This is a genomic window from Streptococcus sp. CM6 (assembly GCF_000526095.1).
In the GTDB taxonomy this organism is placed as follows: domain Bacteria; phylum Bacillota; class Bacilli; order Lactobacillales; family Streptococcaceae; genus Streptococcus; species Streptococcus oralis_BW.
Window position 1 is genome coordinate 182,043 of the sequence record NZ_JATS01000006.1, and the last position, 23,208, is coordinate 205,250.

Annotated in this window: 28 protein-coding genes, 1 pseudogene, 1 CRISPR repeat array and 1 other annotated feature; of the genes and pseudogenes, 7 read left to right on the plus strand and 22 right to left on the minus strand. The window is 43.1% G+C overall.

Annotation, left to right across the window (positions count from 1 at the left end):
* Nucleotides 1-41 precede the first annotated feature (41 nt).
* Nucleotides 42-1,154 carry an alanine dehydrogenase gene (gene ald, locus HMPREF1516_RS02180; protein WP_000904700.1) on the plus strand — a complete coding sequence of 371 codons (1,113 nt, stop codon included), beginning with the start codon at nt 42-44 and terminating at the stop codon, nt 1,152-1,154.
* A gap of 50 nt (nt 1,155-1,204) precedes the next feature.
* Here the strand turns inward: ald and HMPREF1516_RS02185 are convergent, their stop codons facing one another.
* From HMPREF1516_RS02185 to HMPREF1516_RS02265, 17 genes are all read right to left on the minus strand, one after another.
* Nucleotides 1,205-2,191: a PhoH family protein gene (locus HMPREF1516_RS02185; protein ID WP_000658166.1), complete on the minus strand. Its 987-nt coding sequence runs from the start codon at nt 2,189-2,191 to the stop codon at nt 1,205-1,207.
* An 80-nt stretch (nt 2,192-2,271) separates the two neighbouring features.
* A complete protein-coding gene (locus HMPREF1516_RS02190) occupies nt 2,272-2,487 on the minus strand; it encodes a YozE family protein (RefSeq protein WP_001232084.1) in 216 nt (71 codons plus the stop codon).
* A complete protein-coding gene (locus tag HMPREF1516_RS02195; protein WP_232216675.1) occupies nt 2,484-3,035 on the minus strand; it encodes a GrpB family protein in 552 nt (183 codons plus the stop codon). The genes HMPREF1516_RS02190 and HMPREF1516_RS02195 overlap by 4 nt, the downstream gene beginning before the upstream one ends.
* Nucleotides 3,036-3,100: 65 nt before the next feature.
* On the minus strand, nt 3,101-3,955 hold the full coding sequence (gene cvfB, locus HMPREF1516_RS02200; protein ID WP_001095462.1) for an RNA-binding virulence regulatory protein CvfB: 855 nt from the start codon (nt 3,953-3,955) through the stop codon (nt 3,101-3,103).
* Nucleotides 3,956-4,014: 59 nt separating this feature from the next.
* A complete protein-coding gene (gene frr, locus HMPREF1516_RS02205) occupies nt 4,015-4,572 on the minus strand; it encodes a ribosome recycling factor (protein ID WP_033605694.1) in 558 nt (185 codons plus the stop codon).
* A 7-nt stretch (nt 4,573-4,579) separates the two neighbouring features.
* Nucleotides 4,580-5,317: a UMP kinase gene (gene pyrH, locus HMPREF1516_RS02210; RefSeq protein ID WP_000002996.1), complete on the minus strand. Its 738-nt coding sequence runs from the start codon at nt 5,315-5,317 to the stop codon at nt 4,580-4,582.
* 83 nt (nt 5,318-5,400) lie between these two features.
* The gene (gene trmFO, locus HMPREF1516_RS02215) at nt 5,401-6,735 is read right to left on the minus strand and encodes a methylenetetrahydrofolate--tRNA-(uracil(54)-C(5))-methyltransferase (FADH(2)-oxidizing) TrmFO (protein ID WP_033605695.1); all 1,335 of its coding nucleotides are present in this window, start codon (nt 6,733-6,735) and stop codon (nt 5,401-5,403) included.
* Between the two features lie 133 nt (nt 6,736-6,868).
* Entirely contained in the window at nt 6,869-7,747 is an 879-nt protein-coding gene (gene rsmI, locus HMPREF1516_RS02220; RefSeq protein ID WP_033605696.1) for a 16S rRNA (cytidine(1402)-2'-O)-methyltransferase, read from the minus strand.
* Between the two features lie 2 nt (nt 7,748-7,749).
* Nucleotides 7,750-8,067, minus strand: a complete 318-nt coding sequence (yabA, locus tag HMPREF1516_RS02225; protein WP_000358227.1) for a DNA replication initiation control protein YabA — start codon at nt 8,065-8,067, stop codon at nt 7,750-7,752.
* A 39-nt stretch (nt 8,068-8,106) separates the two neighbouring features.
* Nucleotides 8,107-8,997 carry a DNA polymerase III subunit delta' gene (locus tag HMPREF1516_RS02230; RefSeq protein ID WP_033605697.1) on the minus strand — a complete coding sequence of 297 codons (891 nt, stop codon included), beginning with the start codon at nt 8,995-8,997 and terminating at the stop codon, nt 8,107-8,109.
* On the minus strand, nt 8,994-9,632 hold the full coding sequence (tmk, locus tag HMPREF1516_RS02235) for a dTMP kinase (RefSeq protein WP_000033367.1): 639 nt from the start codon (nt 9,630-9,632) through the stop codon (nt 8,994-8,996). The genes HMPREF1516_RS02230 and tmk overlap by 4 nt, the downstream gene beginning before the upstream one ends.
* A gap of 219 nt (nt 9,633-9,851) precedes the next feature.
* Nucleotides 9,852-10,649, minus strand: a complete 798-nt coding sequence (gene proC, locus HMPREF1516_RS02240; RefSeq protein WP_000689671.1) for a pyrroline-5-carboxylate reductase — start codon at nt 10,647-10,649, stop codon at nt 9,852-9,854.
* 3 nt (nt 10,650-10,652) lie between these two features.
* Entirely contained in the window at nt 10,653-11,915 is a 1,263-nt protein-coding gene (locus tag HMPREF1516_RS02245; RefSeq protein WP_000255284.1) for a glutamate-5-semialdehyde dehydrogenase, read from the minus strand.
* 9 nt (nt 11,916-11,924) lie between these two features.
* A complete protein-coding gene (proB, locus tag HMPREF1516_RS02250; protein WP_033605698.1) occupies nt 11,925-13,034 on the minus strand; it encodes a glutamate 5-kinase in 1,110 nt (369 codons plus the stop codon).
* 101 nt (nt 13,035-13,135) lie between these two features.
* The gene (locus HMPREF1516_RS02255) at nt 13,136-14,035 is read right to left on the minus strand and encodes an RluA family pseudouridine synthase (RefSeq protein WP_000403227.1); all 900 of its coding nucleotides are present in this window, start codon (nt 14,033-14,035) and stop codon (nt 13,136-13,138) included.
* Nucleotides 14,019-14,486 carry a signal peptidase II gene (gene lspA / locus HMPREF1516_RS02260; protein ID WP_000745691.1) on the minus strand — a complete coding sequence of 156 codons (468 nt, stop codon included), beginning with the start codon at nt 14,484-14,486 and terminating at the stop codon, nt 14,019-14,021. Before lspA ends, HMPREF1516_RS02255 begins: the two co-directional genes overlap by 17 nt.
* Entirely contained in the window at nt 14,483-15,391 is a 909-nt protein-coding gene (locus tag HMPREF1516_RS02265) for a LysR family transcriptional regulator (protein WP_033605699.1), read from the minus strand. Before HMPREF1516_RS02265 ends, lspA begins: the two co-directional genes overlap by 4 nt.
* Here HMPREF1516_RS02265 and HMPREF1516_RS10090 point away from each other — a divergent pair.
* Nucleotides 15,384-15,455, plus strand: a pseudogene (locus tag HMPREF1516_RS10090) (AraC family transcriptional regulator); the annotation flags it as partial. The gene HMPREF1516_RS02265 and the pseudogene HMPREF1516_RS10090 sit on opposite strands and share 8 nt — an antisense overlap.
* A 164-nt stretch (nt 15,456-15,619) precedes the next feature.
* Here the strand turns inward: HMPREF1516_RS10090 and rpmA are convergent.
* From rpmA to HMPREF1516_RS02285, 4 genes are all read right to left on the minus strand, one after another.
* On the minus strand, nt 15,620-15,913 hold the full coding sequence (gene rpmA / locus HMPREF1516_RS02270; protein WP_000916509.1) for a 50S ribosomal protein L27: 294 nt from the start codon (nt 15,911-15,913) through the stop codon (nt 15,620-15,622).
* A gap of 16 nt (nt 15,914-15,929) precedes the next feature.
* Nucleotides 15,930-16,274 carry a ribosomal-processing cysteine protease Prp gene (locus HMPREF1516_RS02275; RefSeq protein WP_000613697.1) on the minus strand — a complete coding sequence of 115 codons (345 nt, stop codon included), beginning with the start codon at nt 16,272-16,274 and terminating at the stop codon, nt 15,930-15,932.
* A 16-nt stretch (nt 16,275-16,290) separates the two neighbouring features.
* Nucleotides 16,291-16,605 (minus strand): 50S ribosomal protein L21, encoded by a 315-nt coding sequence (gene rplU, locus HMPREF1516_RS02280; protein ID WP_000109141.1) that lies wholly within the window; start codon nt 16,603-16,605, stop codon nt 16,291-16,293.
* A gap of 34 nt (nt 16,606-16,639) precedes the next feature.
* Nucleotides 16,640-16,759: a sequence feature (ribosomal protein L21 leader region), on the minus strand.
* A gap of 54 nt (nt 16,760-16,813) precedes the next feature.
* Nucleotides 16,814-17,509 (minus strand): YoaK family protein, encoded by a 696-nt coding sequence (locus tag HMPREF1516_RS02285; protein WP_033605700.1) that lies wholly within the window; start codon nt 17,507-17,509, stop codon nt 16,814-16,816.
* Between the two features lie 155 nt (nt 17,510-17,664).
* Between HMPREF1516_RS02285 and HMPREF1516_RS02290 the strand changes: the two genes are divergently transcribed.
* A complete protein-coding gene (locus tag HMPREF1516_RS02290) occupies nt 17,665-18,642 on the plus strand; it encodes a Gfo/Idh/MocA family protein (RefSeq protein WP_000915909.1) in 978 nt (325 codons plus the stop codon).
* Nucleotides 18,639-19,721: a DEAD/DEAH box helicase gene (locus tag HMPREF1516_RS02295; RefSeq protein ID WP_033605701.1), complete on the plus strand. Its 1,083-nt coding sequence runs from the start codon at nt 18,639-18,641 to the stop codon at nt 19,719-19,721. The genes HMPREF1516_RS02290 and HMPREF1516_RS02295 overlap by 4 nt, the downstream gene beginning before the upstream one ends.
* Before the next feature lie 24 nt (nt 19,722-19,745).
* On the opposite strand, the gene HMPREF1516_RS02300 is transcribed toward HMPREF1516_RS02295, so the two are convergent.
* Nucleotides 19,746-20,123: a DUF1934 domain-containing protein gene (locus HMPREF1516_RS02300; protein ID WP_084647627.1), complete on the minus strand. Its 378-nt coding sequence runs from the start codon at nt 20,121-20,123 to the stop codon at nt 19,746-19,748.
* 71 nt (nt 20,124-20,194) lie between these two features.
* Here HMPREF1516_RS02300 and HMPREF1516_RS02305 point away from each other — a divergent pair, with 71 nt between their 5' ends.
* The 3 genes from HMPREF1516_RS02305 (at nt 20,195) to HMPREF1516_RS02315 (ending at nt 22,642) form a co-directional block, all read left to right on the plus strand.
* The gene (locus HMPREF1516_RS02305; RefSeq protein WP_001003534.1) at nt 20,195-21,499 is read left to right on the plus strand and encodes an HD domain-containing protein; all 1,305 of its coding nucleotides are present in this window, start codon (nt 20,195-20,197) and stop codon (nt 21,497-21,499) included.
* A gap of 12 nt (nt 21,500-21,511) precedes the next feature.
* Complete coding sequence (yidA, locus tag HMPREF1516_RS02310; protein ID WP_033605702.1) at nt 21,512-22,318, plus strand: sugar-phosphatase; 807 nt, start codon at nt 21,512-21,514, stop codon at nt 22,316-22,318.
* A gap of 144 nt (nt 22,319-22,462) precedes the next feature.
* Nucleotides 22,463-22,642, plus strand: a complete 180-nt coding sequence (locus tag HMPREF1516_RS02315) for a hypothetical protein (RefSeq protein ID WP_033584002.1) — start codon at nt 22,463-22,465, stop codon at nt 22,640-22,642.
* A gap of 186 nt (nt 22,643-22,828) precedes the next feature.
* Nucleotides 22,829-23,185: a CRISPR direct-repeat array (repeat unit 36 nt; unit sequence GTTGTACAGTTACTTAAATCTTGAGAGTACAAAAAC).
* Nucleotides 23,186-23,208: the final 23 nt, after the last annotated feature.

The window sequence follows — 23,208 nt, forward strand, 5'->3', positions numbered from 1 at the left end:
CAACCAAAACAAGACCGTCAATTGAAAGGTAGGTTATCTCTATGTTAATCGGAATCCCAAAAGAAATTAAAAATAATGAAAACCGTGTTGCCCTCACTCCTGCTGGCGTCCACAGTTTAGTCAGTCGTGGACATCGTGTTCTCATCGAAACAAATGCTGGTCTCGGTTCAGGATTTACTGATGCAGACTATCAAAAGCAAGGAGCTGAGATTGTCGCAACTGCTGCTGAAGCCTGGGCAGCCGAATTAGTCGTGAAAGTAAAAGAACCACTAGCTTCTGAATACGGTTATTTGCGCGATGATCTTCTCCTCTTCACTTACTTGCACATGGCCGCTGCACCAGAATTAGCAGGTGCTATGTTAGCAGCCAAAACAACAGGAATTGCCTATGAAACTGTTCGTGACAATCAAGGACAACTACCACTCCTCGTTCCTATGAGTGAGGTTGCAGGTCGTATGGCTGTTCAAATCGGAGCTCACTTCCTTACTAAGCAAGCTGGTGGTTCTGGTGTCCTACTAGGTGGTGTACCAGGTGTTCCAAAAGGAAAAGTAACCATCATCGGTGGTGGTGTCGTCGGTACACATGCTGCCCGCATCGCCCTTGGTCTTGGTGCTCAAGTAACTATTTTAGATATCAGTGCTAAGCGTCTCTCAGCTCTAGAAGAAGTCTTTGGAAACCAAATCCAAACTCTTATGTCTAATTCATTCAACATCGAAGCAAGTGTGAGAGATGCTGATGTGGTGATTGGTGCGGTTCTCATCCCTGGTGCCAAAGCACCAAAATTGGTGACAGATGAGATGGTCAAACAAATGCGTCCAGGCTCTGTCATTGTTGACGTTGCCGTTGACCAAGGTGGCGTTATCGAGACAGCTGACCGTGTGACAACGCACGATGAACCTGTCTATGAAAAACACGGTGTTCTCCACTATGCCGTTGCCAATATCCCTGGTGCGGTTGCTCGTACTTCAACCATCGCCCTAACCAATGTCACTCTTCCTTATATCGAAGCATTGGCTGACAAAGGTTTTGCACATGCAATCTCTGAAGATGAGGGCTTGCGTCAAGGTGTGACCACTTATAAAGGTTACTTAACTAGCCTCCCAGTTGCTCAAGGCCTCGATAAAGATTATACGTCTATCGACGAACTTGTTTAAAACTAGACACTCATTAAAAAAAGCAGTTCACATCTGAACTGCTTTTTTTGCTATTCTGTTTCTTGTTTCTTTTCTTCAACCTTAACTGGAGCCGGTTCATAAGCTCGGATAATCTGAGCGACAACTGGATGGCGAACCACATCCTTGGCTGAAAAATGAACAAAGTCGATTTGGTGAATGTTCTTGAGCTTTTCTTGAGCATCAATCAAACCGGATTTAACATTACGTGGCAGGTCAATCTGGCTGATATCTCCATTGACAATCATCTTCGAATTAAATCCTAAACGAGTCAGGAACATCTTCATCTGCATGATGGTCGTATTTTGTGCCTCATCGAGAATGACAAAAGCATCGTCCAAGGTCCGACCACGCATGTACGCAAGGGGCGCGATTTCAATGATTTCACGCTCCATGAGACGAGTCGTTTGGTCTTTGCCGAGAATCTGATACAAGGCATCATAAACTGGTCGAAGATAAGGATCAACCTTCTCCTTAAGATCGCCTGGAAGAAATCCTAGACTCTCACCTGCTTCCACTGCTGGTCGAGTGAGGATAATTCGCTTGACCTGCCCACGTTTAAGGGCTGTCACTGCCAAGGTCACTGCAAGAAAGGTCTTCCCAGTCCCTGCAGGTCCGATTCCAAAGGTCACATCATGCTGTTTGACACTGTCCACATAAAGCTTTTGACCTAAGGTTTTGACACGGATCGGCTTCCCTGTATTGTCCTTGATAATTTCTTCTTCGTAAAGGGCGACAAACTTGTCGATTTCATCATTTTTGACCATGCCAATCGCAGTGACCACATCTGGTGTGCCGACTGTCATCCCCCGATTCACCAAGACCATCAAAGCCTGAATAACCTGACGGGCTTCCTCACAGGCAGACTCTTCTCCGATAACCTGCACAATCTCCGTACGAGCATGAATCACCACATCGAGCTCTTCTTCCATCAAACGAAGATGGCGCTCATTGGAACCAAAAAGATGGAACAAGTCATCTGGATGACTCAGTTGAATGTCTATTGAATGTTCCTTCAAATAAAGAACCTCTCTAATCCGTTTATTTCTTTTTATTATAGCAAAGAGAACAATAAAATACTAGCCTCATCTCATTGTCTCTAGTGTTCTAAGTATTCTTGCCAGATAGCGTCAAAGTCTCCTAGGTTAAAAGAGAAACTGGCATGCTCCTCCAAAAAGCGACTCACCTCATCAAAATCATCTGTGTGTTTTGGAAAGGCCGACTCCTCAAAAGCGAGGTCTGCCAAGATGGCTTTTGGGCTATTACTTTTAGGATTGCGCTCAGTCATGAGCCAAGTGTAAAATGATTTTCTCAATTCTTTCTCCTATCAAGAGTTTTTTGATGACACTTTTCTGATTCTTGAAAATTACTGGACTTAACCTCTGAAACGTAGTGGTTTATAAAATCCGTTTTCGCATCTGTATAGGCGTCTCGGTTGTGTTCAAATTTTTTCCACAAACTTAGTTTTAATTCCTGATACGCTTGGGCGATATCAGGATGCTGGCAGAGATAATCTCTAAAATAAATCTCGTCATGATCTCCCGTCATTCGCAAATGTAGATGAAAAACTTTTTCAGCAAATCCCTGCTCTGTATATCCTTTATTTAGCGAAATCCTGTTAGGACTTTCCGACATCACTAGCCAACCATTCTTCACCAATAAATCCCTAACTCTTGCTAAATCCTCTATTTTACCTACTTCTAACAGAATATCAACGATATTTTTAGCCCAAATATTAGGGATAGCAGTGCTGCCGATATGTTCTATTCTTTGAATAACATTTGCAAACAATATTTTTTTCAGATTTGCTTTTTCCAATTCATACCAGTCTTTCCACTCTGACTTGTGCTCCACTAAAAAAATCGGAAAAAGTTGCCAGAGTTACTCTAAACTCATTTCTTCAAGTTTCTTTTTCATGTCTATAAGACCTAAATCAACTCTGTCCCAAACTGGTCCTGCTTGATTTTGCCAGCCTTCATCAAGCCTCCGAGTGCTTTCTTGAACTGACCTTTAGAAATTCCAAAGGTTGCCTTGATATCCTCAGGAGACGACTTATCATTTAAGGTCATGAAACCGCCATTGCTTTCCAAGTAGGTCAAAATCATCTGGGCATCATTTTCCAACATTTCAAAAGAACGTGGTTTGAGGGAGAGGTTCAAGGTACGATCCACCTCACGGAAACCGATGACACGCGCATCTAGCACTTGCCCCAAACGTGGCTCTGCGTAGCGCTCACTTGGGTGAATGAAACCAAGCATGTTATTCTCTGGCAGATAGACAAAGGTCCCTGATAGCTTGAGGCGGTAAACAATAGCTGGCCAGTTTTGGTTCTGCATGTTGTTGTAGGCAGGACGCGCCAAACGTTGGAAGTCTTCCTGATACGCCAAGAGTCCCCAGATGCGGTCTTTCTTGTCCACTTCAAGGCGGATGTAAAGTCTATCGCCCTTCTTAGGCCAGAGTTCCTTGAGCTCAGGGAGGATATCGAGTGACACTACGATCTCCTTTTCAGGCAGACCGGTATCGACAAAAACACCCAAGTCCTTACGAACTTCCGTTACCGTTCCCCAACCAAATTGGTCCTGAGTGGCAGTCACTTCTAAAGTGGTCAATCGGAGTTTCTGCTTCATATCCGTATAGGCAAAACCTTTGACCGTATCCCCGACTGTATGTTGACCTTCTTCCTTGGCAAGAGCATAGGTCTGACCATCCTTTTGCACAAAGTAAAAACGGTCATTTTCATCGATGATGAGTCCAACGATAAAACTTGCAAGATTTGTATTCATATTTCCTTCTTTCGAATAAAACTCAGCCAGCAATGCCAACTGAGTTTTTCTGTTTATTTTTAGACTTCCAAGATTTCTTTTTCTTTATTGGCAGTCATGTCGTCGATGTGTTTCACAGCATCATCTGTTACTTTTTGAATATCTTTTTCAAGAGTCTTCAATTCGTCTTCAGTGATTTCTTTTGCTTTTTCTTGCTTTTTAGCTTCGTCCATAGCGTCGCGGCGGATGTTACGGACAGCCACTTTAGCATTCTCACCGACTTTCTTCACTTCTTTGGCAAGGTCACGACGAGTTTCTTCTGTAAGAGCTGGGATAACCAAGCGGATCACAGAACCGTCATTAGCTGGTGTAATACCAAGGTCAGAAGCGTTCAAGGCACGTTCGATGTCTTTCAATGAAGACTTGTCAAATGGTGTTACCAACAAAACACGCGCTTCTGGAATAGTAATAGAAGCGATTTGGTTAAGAGGAGTTTCGACTCCATAGTATTCTACGTGGATACGGTCTAGCAAGCTTGCGTTGGCACGACCGGCACGGATACCACCAAATTCACGAGCAAGTGATTGGTGAGACTGGGTCATTCTCTCTTTAGCTTTTTCTATAATTGCATTAGCCATAATTTTCTTATTCCTTTTCTTCGATATTATTTGAAACTGTTGTTCCGATATTTTCACCAAATACGACACGTTTGATGTTGCCTGGTTGGTTCATGTTAAAGACAACCAAGTCAATGTCGTTGTCCATAGAGAGGGTTGAAGCTGTTGAGTCCATGATACGAAGACCTTTGTTGATAACGTCACGGTGGGTCAATTCTTCAAACTTAACAGCTGTCTTGTCTTTCTTAGGATCGGCATTGTAAACACCATCTACGCCATTTTTAGCCATAAGGATGGCATCTGCTTCGATTTCAGCTGCACGAAGAGCCGCTGTTGTATCTGTTGAGAAGTAAGGTGAACCAATTCCGGCACCAAAGATAACGATACGGCCTTTTTCAAGGTGGCGAAGGGCACGTCCACGTACGTAAGGTTCTGCCACTTGTTGCATAGCAATGGCAGTTTGCACACGCGTATCGACGCCAACTTGCTGCAATGAATCTGCCATCACAAGAGCATTCATCACGGTCCCAAGCATTCCAGTGTAATCGGCCTGAACGCGGTCCATTCCAGCTTCTGCAGCAGGTTCTCCACGCCAGAGATTTCCTCCACCAATAACAAGGGCAATTTCGATACCTAAGCTATGAACTTCTTGAATCTCTTTTGCGATTGTTTGAACTGTTTGGATATCAATCCCTACGCCACGTTCACCGGCAAGGGCTTCACCTGATAACTTGATTAAAATACGTTTATACTTGGGATTCGCCATTTTTACTCTCCTTTTTTTATCCTACCTATTTTATCACAATTTCTAAGATTTTTATAGTATCATGAGCAATTCTTTCAAAAAAATTAGACCGTTAAAAATTCCTCTAAGTCGGTAAGGGCGCGCTCTGCAATTTTTTCATAACGAGCCTTCTTATCACGGATACGCTCGCCATCCAATTCCTTGATAATCCCAAAATTGACATTCATTGGTTGGAAATGTTTGCTGTCCGCATGAGTGATATAATGAGCTAGACTTCCGATCGCTGTGGTCTCTGGGAAGATAGCTTCACTTTCACCCTTGAAGAGGCGAGCTGCGTTAATACCTGCAACCAAGCCTGAGGCTGCTGACTCAACATAGCCTTCCACACCCGTCATTTGACCAGCAAAGAAGAGGTTGGGCTGTTTCTTAGAACGATAGGTTTGCTCGAGAAGATTTGGTGAATCCATGTAAGAATTGCGGTGCATGACCCCATAACGGACAAACTCCGCATTTTCAAGACCTGGAATCATTTGGAAGACACGCTTTTGTTCTCCCCATTTGAGGTGGGTCTGGAAACCGACGATATTGTAGAGGCTACCAGCCGCATTGTCCTGACGGAGCTGGACAACCGCATAAGGTGTTTTAAATTCTCCATCTCGAGGGCCTGTGTAGTCGTCTGGATACTCCAGACCGACTGGCTTCATCGGACCATAAAGCATAGTTTTAATGCCACGCTTAGCCATGACTTCGATAGGCATACAACCTTCAAAGTACTTTTCTTTTTCAAACGAATTGAGCGGTGCTTCTTCCGCATTGACCAAGGCTTCATGAAAATCCATAAACTCTTGCTTGGTCATTGGAGCATTGAGGTAGGCCGCCTCTCCCTTATCATAACGAGATTTGAGATAGACCTTACTCATATCGATGGTGTTAACGTCAATAATTGGCGCCGCCGCGTCATAGAAATAGAATCCATCCCCATCATTAAGGGCATGAATCTTCTCAGCTAGGGCATCGCTGGTCAAAGGACCAGTAGCGACAACAGTAATAACGTCAGTTGGCAATTCTGTAATTTCATCACGAACCACCTCAATTAAGGGATGATTAGCTACTTTCTCAGTCACCATCTTTGAGAAACCATCGCGGTCCACCGCAAGCGCACCACCTGCAGGAACACGTGTAGCCTCAGCAGATTCCAAGATGACCGAACCCAAGCGACGCATTTCTTCCTTAAGAAGCCCAACTGCATTGGTCAAAGCATCCCCACGTAAGGAATTGGAACAAACCAATTCAGCAAAATTGTCTGTTTTGTGCTGAGGTGTTGACTTGACCCCACGCATTTCATAGAGCTTAACTGGAATACCACGTTCTGCGATTTGGTAGGCTGCTTCAGAACCTGCCAAACCTGCTCCGATAACATTGATATAAGATTGAGACACGACACTAATACCTCTTTGGGTGGAAACTAAGTCCAAATAAAAACAAGCTACTAGACTATTTGACACCCACAAATCTTTCTAATTTTTCTTTTACTAGTATAACAAAAAAAGGGAAGAAGGCAAACTTCCCTGTTTAGTCGTTGGATTGTTTCTCTTCCCAATCGTGGTAGGCAGCGTAGAGCTGACTTTTATTCCACTGGTAGAGTTTCGCAACTTCCTTAATGGCTTGATTTTTCTTCATGCCTTGCTGGATACGAGATTGGATTTCTGAAAACAAGTCCTCCTCGTCCTTTTCCTCCACATCTTGACTGGCACCTTCAACGATGAGAAGGCATTCCCCCTTGAGTGGCGTTTCAGCGATGCTTTCTAGTAGCTCTGAAATCTTTCCTCGTTGGTATTCTTCATAGATTTTAGTCAATTCTCTGACCAAGACTACCGAGCGATCACCGTAGACTTCTAGCATATTTTCTAACGTATCCGCTACACGGTGGGGGGATTCATAGAAAATCTGAGTTTCTGGGTAATCTTTTTTTAAGTCGAAAAATTGCTTTTGCTGGCCAGACTTTCTCGGTAAGAAACCGTAAAAGATATGTGGCTGTGGCGCTAGGCCACTGGCAATCAAGGCAGAAATTCCTGCAGAGGCACCTGGAACGGTAACAACTGCGATTTCTTCCTCAATAGCTGCCTTGACCAAATCATGACCAGGGTCCGAGATACTAGGCAGACCCGCGTCAGAAACTTGAGCAATACTTTGCCCTGCTTTCAAAAAACTAATCAAATCAGGAATTTTTTCCTTGGCATTGTGTTCGTGAAAACTGATCTGTTTGGTTGAAATATCAAAATGCTTGAGCAAAAGCCCCGTATTACGGGTGTCCTCAGCCGCAATCCAGTCCACTTCTTTTAGAGTCTGGATGGCACGAAAGGTCATATCGTCTAGATTGCCAATCGGCGTTGCTACAAGGTAAAGCTTGCCATAGGAAGACTGCCCCTTAAAACTTTTTTGAATCTGCATGCCTACTCCCTGTACAACAACTCGTCACAGAACATACATTCCTCGTCCTGCTCTCGGCGTTGGCCGTAAAAATCATTACAAACGTGAAACCCGTCCTTATAGATCCGACGGACGCTTTCACGAACATGCTTGGCCTTGACGGGAGCATCTGCTTCCACCTCACCTAAGCGTTCGCGCAACTTACTATTTTCCAAACGAAGAGCTGTATTTTCCTCTACCAGGCTCTTGAGATTTTTCTTGATGGCTTCCACATCGGCCAAGGTTACCAATAACTGTTGGGAAAAATCATCCAGCGCGTCAAATAATTCTTTTTTGTCCATAAAACAGCCCTTTCCTTTCTTTATCGTTCATTTTTGAGTTTACATTTCTTTCAAGACCAGATATTCCATGGCATTTTGAAAGCTGACATTAGCTTGCCACATTTTTCTAGCTTCTAGCAAATCTTGTAGAATCACTCTTACTCTTGCTTGTAGGATATCTTGTCCACAGAGGACTTCAAGAATCCGTAAAACCTGATCTTGTTTTTCCTTATCATCTGCCAAGCTAGCTAGTTTGGCAACTTGCAAATAACTTTCTTTTTTCTTAGCTACTAACCAAGTCAGCAGGCGTTCACTTTCATCAACCAAGATCCAAAAACTTGCCTGATTGGCTAACTTTTCTGCTTCAGCTCGCGATTGACTAAACTGGGCTAAAAGAGTTGCTTTTTTCTTGACCAGACCTGCTTGTTCTAATTGATGGATGAGCTTCTCTTCTTGCTTTTTAAAGTGGAAAATCTGGGTTCGACTGCGGATTGTCGGTAAAATCTTTTCCTCATCGCTGGTCAAGAAGAAAATATAAACCTCGCTCTGGGGTTCTTCGATGACCTTGAGCAGAGAATTGGCTGCATTAGGATGCATTTTCTCAGCTTGCTCGATAATAAAGACCTGTTGCTGACTTTCAATCCCTGCTTGGGAAAACTGGCCCACCAATTCTCGAATCCGTTCTGTCTTGATGACCTGATTGACTGGCTTAATCAAAGTGACATCGGGAAATTCTCCCAGTTCAATCAGCTTACAATTTCGGCATTTCTCACATGGTAAAACGCCTACTTTATCCGTACAAAAGAGGCTCTTAGCCAAAAACTGCGCCATTTCCAAGCTTCCAAAGAAACCTGAAAAGAGATAGGCATGATTGAGCTGGTCTTGTTCTAGGATACGAACAAAGCGGTCAAACTGGTCTGGTTGCCAATCTTTTAGTTGATCTTGTTTCATTTGGCCAAGCCCATTCTGTCAAACAAGACAGCCTTGGTAGTTTCCACAACTTGCTCCAAAGGAAGACTCGCATCAATCTTGACTATGCGATTTCCTTCTTTGTCCAGAAGAGAAAGGTAACCTTGACGGACTTTTTTATGCAAGTCCAAACCTTCTAAGTCCAAACGATTGACCTCACGATTGCTATTAGCAGCAATGCGAGCCAGTCCTGCTTCCACCTCGATGTCAAAATAGAGGGTCAAATCGGGTTTAAGGCCATCTGTCGCAAACTGATTGAGCCAATCAATGGCGTCAATATTCAAGCCACGACCAAATCCCTGATAGGCAAGAGAACTATCGATGAAGCGATCCATAATGACCAACTTGCCAGCTTCAAGGGCAGGGAGAACTTTTTCCACCAAGTGCTGTCTGCGACTGGCGATATAGAGAAGGAGTTCCGTTTTAGGATCCATCTGAGTATGACTTGGGTCCAAAATCACTTCCCGAATCTTCTCCCCAATCAAGACTCCGCCAGGTTCACGGGTCGTCAGCACCTCTACCCCTTTTTCCTCTAAAATTGGTAGCAGAGCCTCTAAAACACTGGTCTTTCCTGCTCCCTCTGGTCCCTCAAGAGAGACTAAAAATCCTTTTGACATGTCTAACTCATTTCTTTTTTACTACTTCTATTCTATCAAAAAATAGGGGTTTGTGACAATCTTTTTTGTCTTCTCATTTAATACTCAATGAAAATCAAAGAGCAAACTAGGAAGCTAGCCGCAGGCTGTACTTGAGTACGGCAAGGTGAAGCTGACGCAGTTTGAATTTGATTTTCGAAGAGTATCAGCCACCATAAAAGAGGCAGACAAAACTACCTCTTATTTACCTAATTCTTGTGTTCGTTTGTAGGCTTGATGAACTCCATCCATGACTGTTCCTCGAAAAGCATGTGCTTCTAGGCTTGCTACACCAGCGATAGTCGAACCGCCTGGGCTACAGACTTGGTCTTTCAATACTCCAGGATGTTGCTGACTTTCAAGGACCAATTGCCCAGCTCCTACCACAGTTTGAGCTGCCATTTTCAATGCTATTTCTCGTGGTAATCCTGTCTGAACACCTGCATCTGCCAAGGCCTCAATAAAGAGATAGACAAAGGCTGGTCCACAACCTGCAAGACCTGTCGCCGCGTCGATTAAGCCTTCTCCTAGTTCAACCAAGAGACCAGCCTTAGTTAAAAGCTGACAAAAGAGATCACTGTCCTCAACCCTGCAATTAGGAGACAAGGCATAGCTAATCACTCCTTGACCGATAGAAGCAGGAGTATTTGGCATCATACGAATAATTCTGTGTTGATTTGGGATAAGACTTGCTAGTTTTTCTAAAGTCAATCCAGCTGCCATGGAAATCAAAAGAAGACTTTCTCTTTTTTCAAGGATGGTCTGGTATTGAGAAAGCAGTTCAGAAAACTGAGCAGGCTTAACTCCTAGAAAAATCACATCAGCTTCTGCAAAAATTTCTTCATTGCTAGAAGCCTGAGCACCGAAATTGGCGATGAAAGCATCTACTTTCGCTTGACTGCGATTGGCAAGGAGAATCTGAGCACCCGTCTTGGCCTGCAAAACAGCCTTAGCCAAGCTAGCTCCCATATTCCCCAAACCGATAAATCCAATCTTCATCTCTTACTCCCTTATCTGTCCGTCCCCAGTAACCACATACTTGTAGCTGGTCAACTCTTTCAAGCCCATAGGCCCACGCGCATGCAGTTTCTGAGTAGAAATCCCCATCTCACATCCAAGTCCAAACTGGCCCCCGTCAGTGAAACGCGTTGAGGCATTGACATAAACCGCTGCTGAGTCCACTTGATCTGTAAAGTAAGCTGCAGTTGCAGCATTTTCCGTCACAATGGCATCCGAATGATGGGTACTGTGGGCTTCAATATGCGCAACCGCTTCTTCTAGACTGCTCACAACCTTAACCGCTAGTATATAGTCTAAAAACTCGGTGTCAAAGTCTTGTGCCTCAGCTGCTCGACCTGAAACAAACTGACTTGCTGTGCTATCCAAACGAAATTGAATTGGTTCCAGTCCAGCTTCCTTACGCTCTGCAACCAGCACTTGCTCCAAACGAGGAAGGAAGCTTGCTGCCTTGTCTTCATGAACCAGCAAGACCTCCATGGCATTGCAGACAGAAGGACGGCTGGTTTTAGCATTGTTGATAATCGATAGTGCCTTGTCTTCGTCTGCATCCTTATCTACATAGACATGGACAATCCCAGTTCCTGTCTCGATAACAGGCACGATAGCATTTTCAACAACAGCATTGATCAAGCCAGCGCCTCCACGAGGAATGAGAAGGTCTAGGTAGCCCTTGGCCTTCATCATGGCATAGCTACTTTCTCGGCTGGTGTCTTCCACCAGTTGAATCACCTCTGGATGGATGGTCGTCGTCTCCAAGCCCTTCTTCAAGGCTGTAACAATAGCATGAGCTGTTTGGTAGGCGTCCTTACCACTACGAAGAACGACCGCATTGCCACTTTTGAGAGCCAAAGCAGCCGCATCAGACGTCACATTTGGACGACTTTCATAGATAATCCCAATAACTCCCATGGCCACACGCTTCTTGGTAATAACCAAACCATTTTCAAGATGACTTGTTTCTAGGACTTCACCGATAGGATCTGGTAAAGCAACCACTTCACGAATCCCTCTTGCCATCGCTTCTATACGTCCCTCATCCAAATAAAGACGGTCTAGCATGACATCTGAGATTTTCCCTTTGGCCGCTGCCATATCGAGGGCATTTGCCACTAAAATCTCCTCAGTAGCCGCCAATAAATGATCAGCCATAGCTAGCAAGGCTTGGTTTTTCACTATTTCACTAGCTGTGTTAATCGATTTTTTAACAGCTTGTACCTGTTCAAATTGTTCTTGTGTACTTACCATCGTTCACCTCTAAAATTCTGTAAAGAGCAGCTGGATTTCAGGAGTGATGGAAATCCAGTCATCACGGTGAATCAAGACTCCCTTAGCTTTTTGAAAACGGAGCATATCTTCTAGGGCTGAGACACCAAATTGGACACGTCCCTTTCCAAGAGATTGACCTGTTTCTTTATCTGCTACTGTGACAATATCATGGTAAGAGAAATCCCCTTCCACTTCTACAACGCCTGATAAAAGGAGACTTTTCCCGTTTTTTGAAAGTGCCTCTGCAGCTCCACCATCTACCCAAATCGTTCCCTGACTTTGAGCATAGAAGGCCAGCCATTGTTTCTGGGTACGAAGTCCCTTCTCTTGCGCAACAAAGAAGGAACCATCCTTGGTCTCCTCCGCTGCCTCAATCAAGGCATCTGATTTCATAGACGAGCAGATATAGACTGGCACACCCGACTCCGTCGCGATCGTAGCCGCCTTGATCTTAGTCAACATGCCACCTGTACCATTAGACGAACCTGCTCCATCAGCCATATCAATAATCTCACGATTGATAGTCTCGATTTTCTCAAGACGTTTAGCTCTTGGATCTGAGTTGGGATTTCCAGTATAGAGACCGTCTACATCCGTTAAGAGAACTAAGAGATCTGCTTGTACCATAGCCGCTACCTGAGCACTCAGAGTATCATTGTCCCCAACCTTGAGCTCATCAATAACGACACTGTCATTCTCGTTGATGATTGGAATGGCTCCACGATGAAGCAATACAGACAAAGCCTGGTGGGCGTTCTTATAACGACGTTTATCTACAAAATCATCCTGTGTCAGCAAGATTTGCGCAGAGACGATTTGGCGCATGAGGAGGTTGGTTGTGTATTCTTCTAGGAGCAAACCTTGTCCTACTGCAGCCGAAGCCTGCTTATCTGCAATCTTGGTCGGACGTTTTTTAAAACCCAAAGCTCCAAATCCAGCAGCTACTGCCCCAGATGACACTAAAATCAACTCATGTCCAGCCTCATGCAGCATAGCCAATTGCTGGGTAATTGCCTTTACTTTGCTTCTTGATAAACTCCCGTCTTCATTTGTCAAGGAGGAGGTCCCCACCTTAAAGACGATTCGTTTGTACTTCATATTCTCACTCCGATTCTTCATATTTATCCATTATAACATGAATACTTTAAAATAGAAAAGACTTGAAATGAAAAAGGTTGAGACAAGGCATCTCAACTCTTTTATCTATTCTCATTTTTGCGCAATCTTTCCAGCGTTTCCTTAAAAATTTCTGGAATATCTGCTGTGAACTCCAAGGTTTCACCTATTCTCGGATGGGTAAAACCTAGAGTCTTAGCATGGAGAAATTGTCCATGTCCTTTCAGCGTTTTTCGAGGACCATAGACCTCATCACCAGCGACCGGATGGCCAATATAAGCCATATGAACACGAATTTGGTGGGTACGCCCTGTTTCCAGTTGCAACTCCACTAAAGTATAATCACCAAAACGTTCTAAGACGTGGAAACGCGTTACTGCAGGCTTCCCTTTAGCAGTTACAGCCTGTTTCTTACGGTCTTTTTCACTACGACCAATCGGCGCTTCAATCACACCACGATCATTGGGAAGATTGCCATGAACAATCGCCCAGTATTTGCGGAGAGACTTCTTATCCTTGAGTTCTTGGGCAAGTGCCAAGTGGGCCTCGTCATTCTTAGCAATCATAAGGAGACCAGATGTGTCCTTGTCAATGCGGTGAACGATACCTGGACGCAGAACCCCATTGATACCTGATAAGTCCTTGATATGGTACATGAGGGCATTGACCAAGGTTCCACTGGTATGACCGGCGCTGGGATGAACCACCATCCCTTGAGGCTTGTTAACGACGGCTACGTCCTCATCTTGGTAGATGATTTCGAGTGGCAAATTCTCAGCTACATATTCTAAAACCTCTGGTTCTGGCACATGATAAGTGACCACATCGCCCTCTTGGACAGTGTATTTTGCTTTCTTGGCTTGCCCATTCACCAAAACTTGTCCAGCCTTGATTTGTTCATTCGCGAGACTACGTGACAATTCTGTCAGGTCCGACAGAGCCTTGTCTAGACGTTGCCCCCCAGTTTCAATTTTTATTTCCATTTACTTCCTCTTTAAGCATTGCAATCAATAAAACAATCACACCAACTGTCAAATAGCTGTCAGCAACATTGAAAATCGCAAAGTTGATAAAGTCTAAGTGAAACATATCCACCACAAAACCTTGACTCATTCTGTCGATAAAGTTGCCCAGACCTCCCGCTATTATCAGGGTCAGTCCAAAAACCAACCAGAGAGAATCCTCCATGTGTTTATGTAAATACCAAATGGCACCTACCATGACGATCAGTGTAATGACAGCAAATAACCACTGCTGATCTTGTAGCATGGAGAAGGCTGCCCCACGATTTTGCAGGTAGGTCAAGCTAACAAGATTGGGGATCCACGAACGAACTTCACCCAGTGGAATCTGCTGGAGAACATAGGCTTTAACCCACTGATCCAGCCCAATCAAAAGCAGTACAATGACTGCTACTATTCCTCTTTTTTTCATGACTTCCTCTTTTGATCAAAATATTCTTGCATAACCTCAACGAAAAGAGTCCCAGCTTGGCTAAGCTCCACCTCTTCCCGTTTGACGTAGACCATGCGATTATCTAGATTATCCTTGAGACGAATGACTGTGATGCCATTGACACTGTCACTATCTAAAAATCCTGAACCTGTCGCATAGGCATCCGTCCGCTCCAAAATACCATTCAAAGTAGCACGGTCGGTCACATTGAACATCTGCGAGCTCGCGCTTGTGTCGACAAAGTTCTCTGAATAGTATAGATACTCATCCTTTTCCTGAGTAAAACGAACCGTTGGTAAATCTGCTAGGTCCTCCATGACCAGTTCTTCTTTGTCCGCCAAGGGATGACCTTCACGCAGATAGATATGGGTATGAAAAGGAATCAACTCAATGACTTCAAGACCTAACTTTTCAACCCGTTGCATAATTCCTTTTTGATTTTGATTGTTGAGGTAGATAATCCCAATCTCACTGTGTCCTTGGGCTACTTCGTCTAATATTTGAACTGTGGTAGACTCAAAAATACGAAAGTTCTTATAATCAGGATAACCCTCTGAAAAGGCCGTAATCGTTGGTGGCAAGAAGTCATAGTGCTGGCTGGCAATAGAAAATTCATCCTTTTCTTCCTCAGGATTAGCATACTGATTTTGAAAAACATCAAAGCCCTTGACCAATTCTTGCGCTTTCTCATAAAATTCCATACCGCGACGTGTCAAAAACGTTCCTGAACTCGTCCGACGGAAAATCTTAAAGCCTAACTCTTTTTCCAAATCGCGCACAGAAATAGACAGACTCGGCTGACTAACATACATCTTTTCAGCAGCTTCACGGAAAGTACCACTATTGGCAATGGCCACAACATAGCGTAATTGTTGAATATTCATCTTCTACCCCCAACTTCTCTATCTGTTCATTATACCATATTTTAGAAGTTTTCCACCGAGGAAAAATAATGCCACTCATAAATTTCATCTACACTAGTAACAAAGAATTATGGGTATCAAAACAAAAAAATAGGCTCTCCGAAAACTCGGAAAGCCTATTTTATGCTACTTCTAGCTTCCTCGCCTTTACATTTCAAGGCTCGGGATAAAAAGGTTCACTGAACCTTTTTATTTTGCGATTGGATAAACAGAAACTTGTTTTTTATCGCGTCCTTTACGTTCAAAGCGTACTACGCCTTCAACTTTAGCGAACAAAGTATCGTCTCCACCACGTCCAACGTTTACACCTGGGTAGATGTGTGTACCACGTTGACGGTAAAGGATTGATCCACCTGTTACAGTTTGTCCATCAGCTGCTTTAGCTCCAAGACGTTTCGCTTGTGAATCACGTCCGTTTGATGTAGAACCTCCACCTTTTTTGTGGGCGAAAAGTTGCAAGTTGTTAAGAGTCATTTTTAACATAATGTTTTCCTCCGTGTTAGTTTTCTGTGATAACTCTGGTTTGGACGAACTCAGAAGAGTTCTCCGATAAGTTTGCCATACCTAAGAAAAATGATTCGAAGAATAACTGGGTCATTTCTCTCTGGTGCGAAGGAAGATCCGCTGGTATTTCAACCTTTAGATAGCCACCTTCATCTTCGTTTAATTCTAAGATTGGTTCATAGCCTGCAAATTTCTCAATGGAATTGATAAAGTTAATGGCAAGCGTAGAAACCGATGCACACACGACATCTAAGCCGTATTCGCCACTTTCGGCGTGTCCAGTAATTTCCGCACTCCTCAGCTCGCCATCTTCGGCTCTCTCAAAGACTGCTTGTATCATGTGTTCTCCTTAAAAATTAAGCGTTGATCGCGTTGATGACAACTTTTGTATATGGTTGACGGTGACCTTGTTTGCGGTGGCTACCTTTTTTAGGTTTGTACTTGTAAGTAACAACTTTCTTTTGTTTTCCTTGTTTTTCAACAGTTCCAACTACAGTAGCTCCAGCAACAAGTGGAGTTCCGACAACAGTGTTTTCACCACCAACAAGAACAACTTCGTTAAAAGTAACTTCTTGACCAGCTTCAACGTTCAATTTTTCAACGTAAACTGCTTGACCAACTTCAACTTTAACTTGTTTTCCGCCAGTTTTGATAATTGCGTATGTGCTCATTATGCACCTCCTATGATTTTTAGGGTTTCCCCGTATTTTTGTGAAGACTCGCCTAGCATCGTGGGACGAACCACTTAAAAGAAGAGCTCTAAGTATAACAAAGTTTAAATTTTGTATACGATGAGCAACGATGTTCGTGCGGTTGCACAGGACTGTGCATAGTCAACTCTTCGATTATAGCATATCTTCTTTTTTCTTACAAGTAAAATCAATTAAAATTAAGTTTTTTCTCTCCTTTTTTTCTCCAAGAAGCAAAAAGCATACTGAAGTAAAAGATACTCATCATAAGGGGAATACCTAGAATTGTCTTTTCCTGATAATAAATCGTCAAATAAGCTGAAAAAACAACTCCGAAGACAAAACTGCTAAGCAAGCTAACAAAAATCAAGCCCTCTCGTAGGAAAGGCGTATGCTTGGTCCGGAAATAATCACCAAAAGCCAACATGGTACGTTTAATATTCCCAGTCATAAAAGCATTATTATAGGCAATCCCTGATACTTCTCCAAAAGCAGTTGTCACCAGTCCCATACAGAAGGCCAATGGCGGTACGAGATAGATATTCTCTACAGTTTGCGGCACAAAGCCAATAATTAGGGACAAGACTGCAAGTGGAATTACGGACAAAATTGGCTTTTTAACAATTCTCAATTTTTCCTTATAAACAGTTAATAAAAGGACTCCCATCATAAAAGCTAGCAAGGTCATTACTTTGGCACTGGCATCTGACACATTGTGTTGAATGAGTCCTACTGATAGAAAAACCACATTCCCAGTCTGTCCTGCCACAAGGGTATTTCCTCGCACGATAAAGGTGTAGGCATCTACATATCCTGCACAAAAAGTCAAAAAAAGCGCTAGTCTCTTAGACTGACGTGATATTTTTCTTATTGGTAATAATCTCATTTTTTCCCCCTTTTCATTTCATCTACTTATCTAAATATTGTACCACTTTCTCCTAAAAATGCGTAGTCCATTTGAAAATTTTTACCATCTGTTGGATAGTCCTTCTTTTCTATGATATAATGAAGGAAGGAATTGAAGTCGGAAAAGGAGTATTTATGCTTAAATTAGGTGTCATCGGAACAGGGGCTATCAGCCATCACTTCATAGAGGCAGCCCATACCAGTGGCCAATACCAGCTGGTTGCTGTCTACTCTAGAAAACTAGAAACTGCCGCAACCTTTGCTTCTCGTTATCAAGATATCAAACTCTTTGATCAATTAGAAGACTTCTTTAAGTCTTCCTTTGATGTAGTCTATATCGCCAGTCCAAACTCCTTGCATTTTGTACAAGCCAAGGTTGCCTTGTCTACTGGTAAGCACGTCATTCTTGAAAAACCAGCTGTCACTCAGCCACAAGAATGGCTTAATCTGATTCAAACGGCTGAGAAAAATCACTGTTTTATCTTTGAGGCAGCTCGTAATTACCACGAGGAAGCCTTTACCACTATCAAAAACTTTTTAGCAGACAAGCAAGTGCTGGGAGCAGATTTCAACTATGCCAAGTATTCTTCCAAGATGCCGGATTTGTTGGCTGGGGAGACGCCAAATGTCTTTTCAGATCGTTTTGCTGGTGGAGCCCTTATGGATTTGGGGATTTATCCTATCTATGCCGCTGTTCGTCTCTTTGGGAAGGCTCAGGACGCGACTTATCAGGCTCAACAGCTTGACAATAGCATTGACCTAAATGGCGACGGTATCCTCTTCTACCCTGACTTTCAAGTTCACATTAAAGCTGGGAAAAACATCACTTCCAATCTTCCTTGCGAGATTTATACAGTAGATGGAACCTTGACCCTTAACACGATTGAGCATGTCCGCTCAGCTATTTTTACCGACCACCGAGGAAATCAAGTCCAGCTCCCTATCCAACAGGCTCCTCATACGATGACTGAGGAAGTCGCTGCATTTGCACACATGATCCAGCAACCAGACCAGACACTTTACCAGAACTGGCTGGATGATGCAGGTTCTGTTCATGACCTATTATATACCATGCGCCAGACTGCTGGCATTAGATTTGAGGCAGAAAAATGAAAACCAAACTACCGACTGAATGGCAAGAACTAAGTGACCAACTCGGTTTCCAAGAATTCACCCCCATTCAAACTCAACTATTTGAACCTATTCTTGCTGGAGAAAACCTCCTAGGAGTGAGCCCAACAGGAACTGGTAAGACCCTCGCTTACCTCCTGCCAAGCCTTCTCAGGCTACAAAAGAAAAAAGCCCAGCAACTCTTGATTCTAGCACCAAATACGGAACTTGCTGGACAGATTTTTGATGTATGTAAAACGTGGGCAGAGGCTATCGGCTTGACTGCTCAGCTCTTCTTATCAGGTTCGAGTCAGAAACGTCAGATTGAACGCCTAAAAAAAGGACCAGAAATTCTGATTGGAACTCCTGGCCGTATCTTTGAGTTGATTAAATTGAAAAAAATCAAGATGATGAATGTGGAAACCATCATTCTGGATGAATTTGACCAATTGCTTGATGATTCTCAGATTCACTTTGTCGAGAAAATCACTCACTACGCACCTCGTGACCACCAACTCATCTACATGAGTGCGACGACCAAGTTTGACCAAGAAAAGATTGCTACCAACACGCGCACCATTGATCTTTCTGATCAAAAGTTGGACAACATTCAACACTTCTACATGCAGGTGGACCAACGCCATCGTGTGGATATGCTACGAAAGCTGGCTCATGTAGAGGATTTCCGTGGTCTGGTCTTCTTTAACAGCTTGTCAGATCTAGGAAGTGCAGAAGAAAAACTGCAATATCGAGATGTCTTGGCTGTTTCCCTCGCTAGTGATGTCAATGTCAAGTTTAGAAAAGTTATCTTGGAAAAGTTTAAGGACAAGCAACTAACTCTTCTTCTTGCAACAGACCTTCTGGCTCGTGGAATTGATATCGATAGTCTAGAATGTGTCATAAACTTTGATATTCCCAGAGATATCGAAACTTACACTCACCGCGCTGGTCGTACAGGTCGCATGGGTAAAGAGGGCTATGTTATCACTCTCGTAACCCATCCTGAAGAACTTAAAAAACTCAAGAAATTCGCAAGTGTAGGTGAAATTGTCCTAAAAAACCAAGAACTCTATATCAAATAAGGTTGGCTCACACCAACCTTTTTCTTATCCCCAAGTAATTTCCAATTGATAGCTGGCAAAAGGGTGTCCCTCTGGATTTTGTAGTTGATAGGCTAGCTCAATCTTTTGTCCATCCAGTTTGTAGTGACTTGTTTGAATGATGAACTCCTGCATCCCCATTGGAGTAGGAATATAGGCCAAACTATCACTATCCTTTAGAAAATGCATGACGGTCTTGGGACTCGAGAAACGGGTCATCACCAGTTCTTGACTATGAAACTTGAGAACCACTTTTTCCTTTCCCTCATTGTAGAAAAGCAGATAGCGATAATCTCCCTTTTCACGCACCTCCACGTCATAGAGTTGGTCAATGACTTCCAACTGTTCATCAAACTGAATCCTATTTCGCATCCGAATCTTCACATCAGGTCCTCTTTCTTCTCTCTTGTCCTACTATTTTACCAAAAACTCTAGCTTTTTGCTATAATGGTCATATGAACGAAAAAGTATTCCGTGACCCAGTTCACAACTACATCCATGTAAACAATCAGGTCATCTATGACTTGATCAATACAAAAGAATTTCAACGTCTTCGCCGTATCAAACAGCTAGGGACTTCCAGTTATACCTTCCATGGTGGTGAGCACAGTCGCTTTTCCCACTGTTTGGGAGTCTATGAGATTGCTCGACGTATCACGGAGATTTTTGAAGAAAAATATCCTAAAGAATGGGATCCTGCTGAGTCTCTCTTGACCATGACCGCTGCGCTCCTTCATGACCTCGGGCATGGTGCCTACTCCCATACTTTTGAACATCTCTTTGATACAGATCATGAGGCCATTACCCAGGAAATCATCCAAAGTCCTGAGACAGAGATTCACCAAGTCCTGCTACAAGTAGCACCTGATTTCCCCAAAAAGGTGGCTAGTGTCATCGATCATACCTACCCTAACAAGCAGGTCGTACAGCTCATTTCCAGTCAGATTGATGCAGACCGCATGGACTATCTCTTGCGCGACTCCTATTTTACAGGAGCATCTTATGGGGAATTTGACCTGACTCGCATCCTCCGAGTGATTCGTCCTGTCGAAAATGGTATCGCCTTTCAGCGCAATGGTATGCATGCCATCGAAGACTATGTTCTCAGCCGCTACCAGATGTATATGCAGGTTTATTTCCACCCAGCAACACGGGCCATGGAAGTTCTCCTACAAAATCTCCTCAAACGCGCTAAGGAACTCTATCCTGAAGACAAAGATTTCTTTGCACGAACTTCTCCTCATTTGCTACCTTTTTTTGAAAAGAAAGTTACTCTATCTGACTATCTAGCTCTGGATGATGGCGTGATGAATACCTACTTCCAGCTCTGGATGACTAGTCCTGACAAGATACTAGCCGACTTGTCGCAACGCTTTGTCAACCGCAAGGTCTTTAAATCCATTACTTTTTCAGAAAAAGACCAAGACCAACTCGCAACCATGAGACAACTGGTTGAAGATATCGGTTTTGATCCAGACTACTATACTGCTATTCATAAGAACTTTGACCTACCTTATGATATCTATCGACCCGAATCTGAAAATCCAAGGACACAGATTGAGATTTTACAAAAAAATGGTGAACTGGCAGAACTATCTAGCCTGTCCCCTATCGTCCAATCCCTTGCTGGCAGCCGCCACGGTGACAATCGTTTCTATTTTCCAAAAGAAATGTTGGATCAAAATAGCATCTTCGCAAGTATCACCCAGCAATTTTTACACTTGATTGAGAACGATCATTTTACCCCAAATAAAAACTAGAAGAGGAAATTTATGAGTATTAAACTAATCGCTGTCGATATCGATGGTACCCTGGTTAACAGTAAAAAGGAAATCACTCCTGAAGTCTTTTCTGCCATCCAAGATGCCAAACAAGCTGGCGTCAAAGTCGTGATTGCAACTGGCCGCCCTATCGCAGGTGTTGCTAAACTTCTGGACGACTTGCAGTTGAGAGACAAGGGTGACTATGTGGTAACCTTCAACGGTGCCCTTGTCCAAGAAACTGCTACTGGCCATGAGATTATCAGCGAATCTTTAGCCTATGAGGACTATCTCGATATGGAATTTCTCAGTCGCAAACTCGGTGTCCACATGCACGCTATTACCAAGGACGGTATCTATACTGCCAATCGCAATATCGGAAAATACACAGTGCACGAATCAACCCTCGTCAACATGCCTATCTTTTACCGCACTCCTGAAGAAATGGCTGACAAGGAAATCGTCAAGTGTATGTTTATCGATGAACCGAAAATTCTCGACGTTGCGATTGAAAAGATACCAGCAGAATTTTACGAACGCTACTCCATCAACAAATCTGCTCCTTTCTACCTCGAACTCCTTAAAAAGAATGTAGACAAGGGTTCAGCCATCACTCACCTAGCTGAAAAACTCGGATTGACCACAGATGAAACCATGGCAATCGGAGACGAAGAAAATGACCGTACCATGCTGGAAGTCGTTGGCAACCCTGTAGTCATGGAAAACGGAAATCCAGAACTCAAAAAAATCGCCAAATACATCACTAAAACAAATGATGAATCTGGCGTTGCCCATGCCATCCGTACGTGGGTATTGTAAAAAAGTAAGAATAGACGAAACCCGCTCAACTGAGCGGGTTTTATCTATTTCATCTTAGAATTAGAAATAATTTATCAAAACACTTGACATCTCGGTTCTCCGTTATATAATATGATTAAGATAAAAATTGAGGTAAAGAAAAATATGAGAAAAATTATTCAAGAATTACTTAATAGTTCTATTTCTACATCTGCTATTTCACAAGGTGCCGGTGTGCCATGGACTACCGTTTCTGACCTCAGAAAAGGAAAAACAAGCATGGACAAAATGGCACTTCTCACAGCAGAAAAACTTTATGAATTTGCTACAGCTGATAAGCAGTGATTTCCGTCACTGCTTTTATTATTGCAAACAAAAAAGCCCGCAAGCCTGAGCCTGCGGTTACAATTCGAACAATATTTTAGAAAATTTCCTTTCTATTTTTAAAAAATTATTTTGTAGTGATCAATCCGTCAGGCTCGATGTTGAAACTTTCTTTTTCAGCCAATCGGCCATCTTCAAGCATGAGGTGTTGTACAGTTACTTAAATCTTGAGAGTACAAAAACATAAGCGCAGGAACTTGCGATGTCCAAGATGTTGTACAGTTACTTAAATCTTGAGAGTACAAAAACAAGTTGCCAGATATACGGTTGCTTATCAAGGTTGTACAGTTACTTAAATCTTGAGAGTACAAAAACTCTCCCAGTAAACGAGCGAGTGCGAATACGTTGTACAGTTACTTAAATCTTGAGAGTACAAAAACAGAAGCGGCCAGAACAACACTTGTCGAGTTGTTGTACAGTTACTTAAATCTTGAGAGTACAAAAACCTCCGACATCAATATCATTGGCGTTGTACAGTTACTTAAATCTTGAGAGTACAAAAACATAACGGATATGTGCTTATCAAG

Excerpts from the sequence above, each read along its gene's own strand:
- ald (WP_000904700.1), top strand. The coding sequence starts at position 42 with ATGTTAATCGGAATCCCAAAAGAAATTAAAAATAATGAAAACCGTGTT.
- cvfB (WP_001095462.1), bottom strand. The coding sequence starts at position 3,955 with ATGAATACAAATCTTGCAAGTTTTATCGTTGGACTCATCATCGATGAA.
- frr (WP_033605694.1), bottom strand. The coding sequence starts at position 4,572 with ATGGCTAATGCAATTATAGAAAAAGCTAAAGAGAGAATGACCCAGTCT.
- pyrH (WP_000002996.1), bottom strand. The coding sequence starts at position 5,317 with ATGGCGAATCCCAAGTATAAACGTATTTTAATCAAGTTATCAGGTGAA.
- rsmI (WP_033605696.1), bottom strand. The coding sequence starts at position 7,747 with ATGCAGATTCAAAAAAGTTTTAAGGGGCAGTCTTCCTATGGCAAGCTT.
- yabA (WP_000358227.1), bottom strand. The coding sequence starts at position 8,067 with ATGGACAAAAAAGAATTATTTGACGCGCTGGATGATTTTTCCCAACAG.
- HMPREF1516_RS02230 (WP_033605697.1), bottom strand. The coding sequence starts at position 8,997 with ATGAAACAAGATCAACTAAAAGATTGGCAACCAGACCAGTTTGACCGC.
- tmk (WP_000033367.1), bottom strand. The coding sequence starts at position 9,632 with ATGTCAAAAGGATTTTTAGTCTCTCTTGAGGGACCAGAGGGAGCAGGA.
- proC (WP_000689671.1), bottom strand. The coding sequence starts at position 10,649 with ATGAAGATTGGATTTATCGGTTTGGGGAATATGGGAGCTAGCTTGGCT.
- HMPREF1516_RS02245 (WP_000255284.1), bottom strand. The coding sequence starts at position 11,915 with ATGGTAAGTACACAAGAACAATTTGAACAGGTACAAGCTGTTAAAAAA.
- proB (WP_033605698.1), bottom strand. The coding sequence starts at position 13,034 with ATGAAGTACAAACGAATCGTCTTTAAGGTGGGGACCTCCTCCTTGACA.
- HMPREF1516_RS02255 (WP_000403227.1), bottom strand. The coding sequence starts at position 14,035 with ATGGAAATAAAAATTGAAACTGGGGGGCAACGTCTAGACAAGGCTCTG.
- lspA (WP_000745691.1), bottom strand. The coding sequence starts at position 14,486 with ATGAAAAAAAGAGGAATAGTAGCAGTCATTGTACTGCTTTTGATTGGG.
- HMPREF1516_RS02265 (WP_033605699.1), bottom strand. The coding sequence starts at position 15,391 with ATGAATATTCAACAATTACGCTATGTTGTGGCCATTGCCAATAGTGGT.
- rpmA (WP_000916509.1), bottom strand. The coding sequence starts at position 15,913 with ATGTTAAAAATGACTCTTAACAACTTGCAACTTTTCGCCCACAAAAAA.
- HMPREF1516_RS02275 (WP_000613697.1), bottom strand. The coding sequence starts at position 16,274 with ATGATACAAGCAGTCTTTGAGAGAGCCGAAGATGGCGAGCTGAGGAGT.
- rplU (WP_000109141.1), bottom strand. The coding sequence starts at position 16,605 with ATGAGCACATACGCAATTATCAAAACTGGCGGAAAACAAGTTAAAGTT.
- HMPREF1516_RS02285 (WP_033605700.1), bottom strand. The coding sequence starts at position 17,509 with ATGAGATTATTACCAATAAGAAAAATATCACGTCAGTCTAAGAGACTA.
- HMPREF1516_RS02290 (WP_000915909.1), top strand. The coding sequence starts at position 17,665 with ATGCTTAAATTAGGTGTCATCGGAACAGGGGCTATCAGCCATCACTTC.
- HMPREF1516_RS02295 (WP_033605701.1), top strand. The coding sequence starts at position 18,639 with ATGAAAACCAAACTACCGACTGAATGGCAAGAACTAAGTGACCAACTC.
- HMPREF1516_RS02305 (WP_001003534.1), top strand. The coding sequence starts at position 20,195 with ATGAACGAAAAAGTATTCCGTGACCCAGTTCACAACTACATCCATGTA.
- yidA (WP_033605702.1), top strand. The coding sequence starts at position 21,512 with ATGAGTATTAAACTAATCGCTGTCGATATCGATGGTACCCTGGTTAAC.
- HMPREF1516_RS02315 (WP_033584002.1), top strand. The coding sequence starts at position 22,463 with ATGAGAAAAATTATTCAAGAATTACTTAATAGTTCTATTTCTACATCT.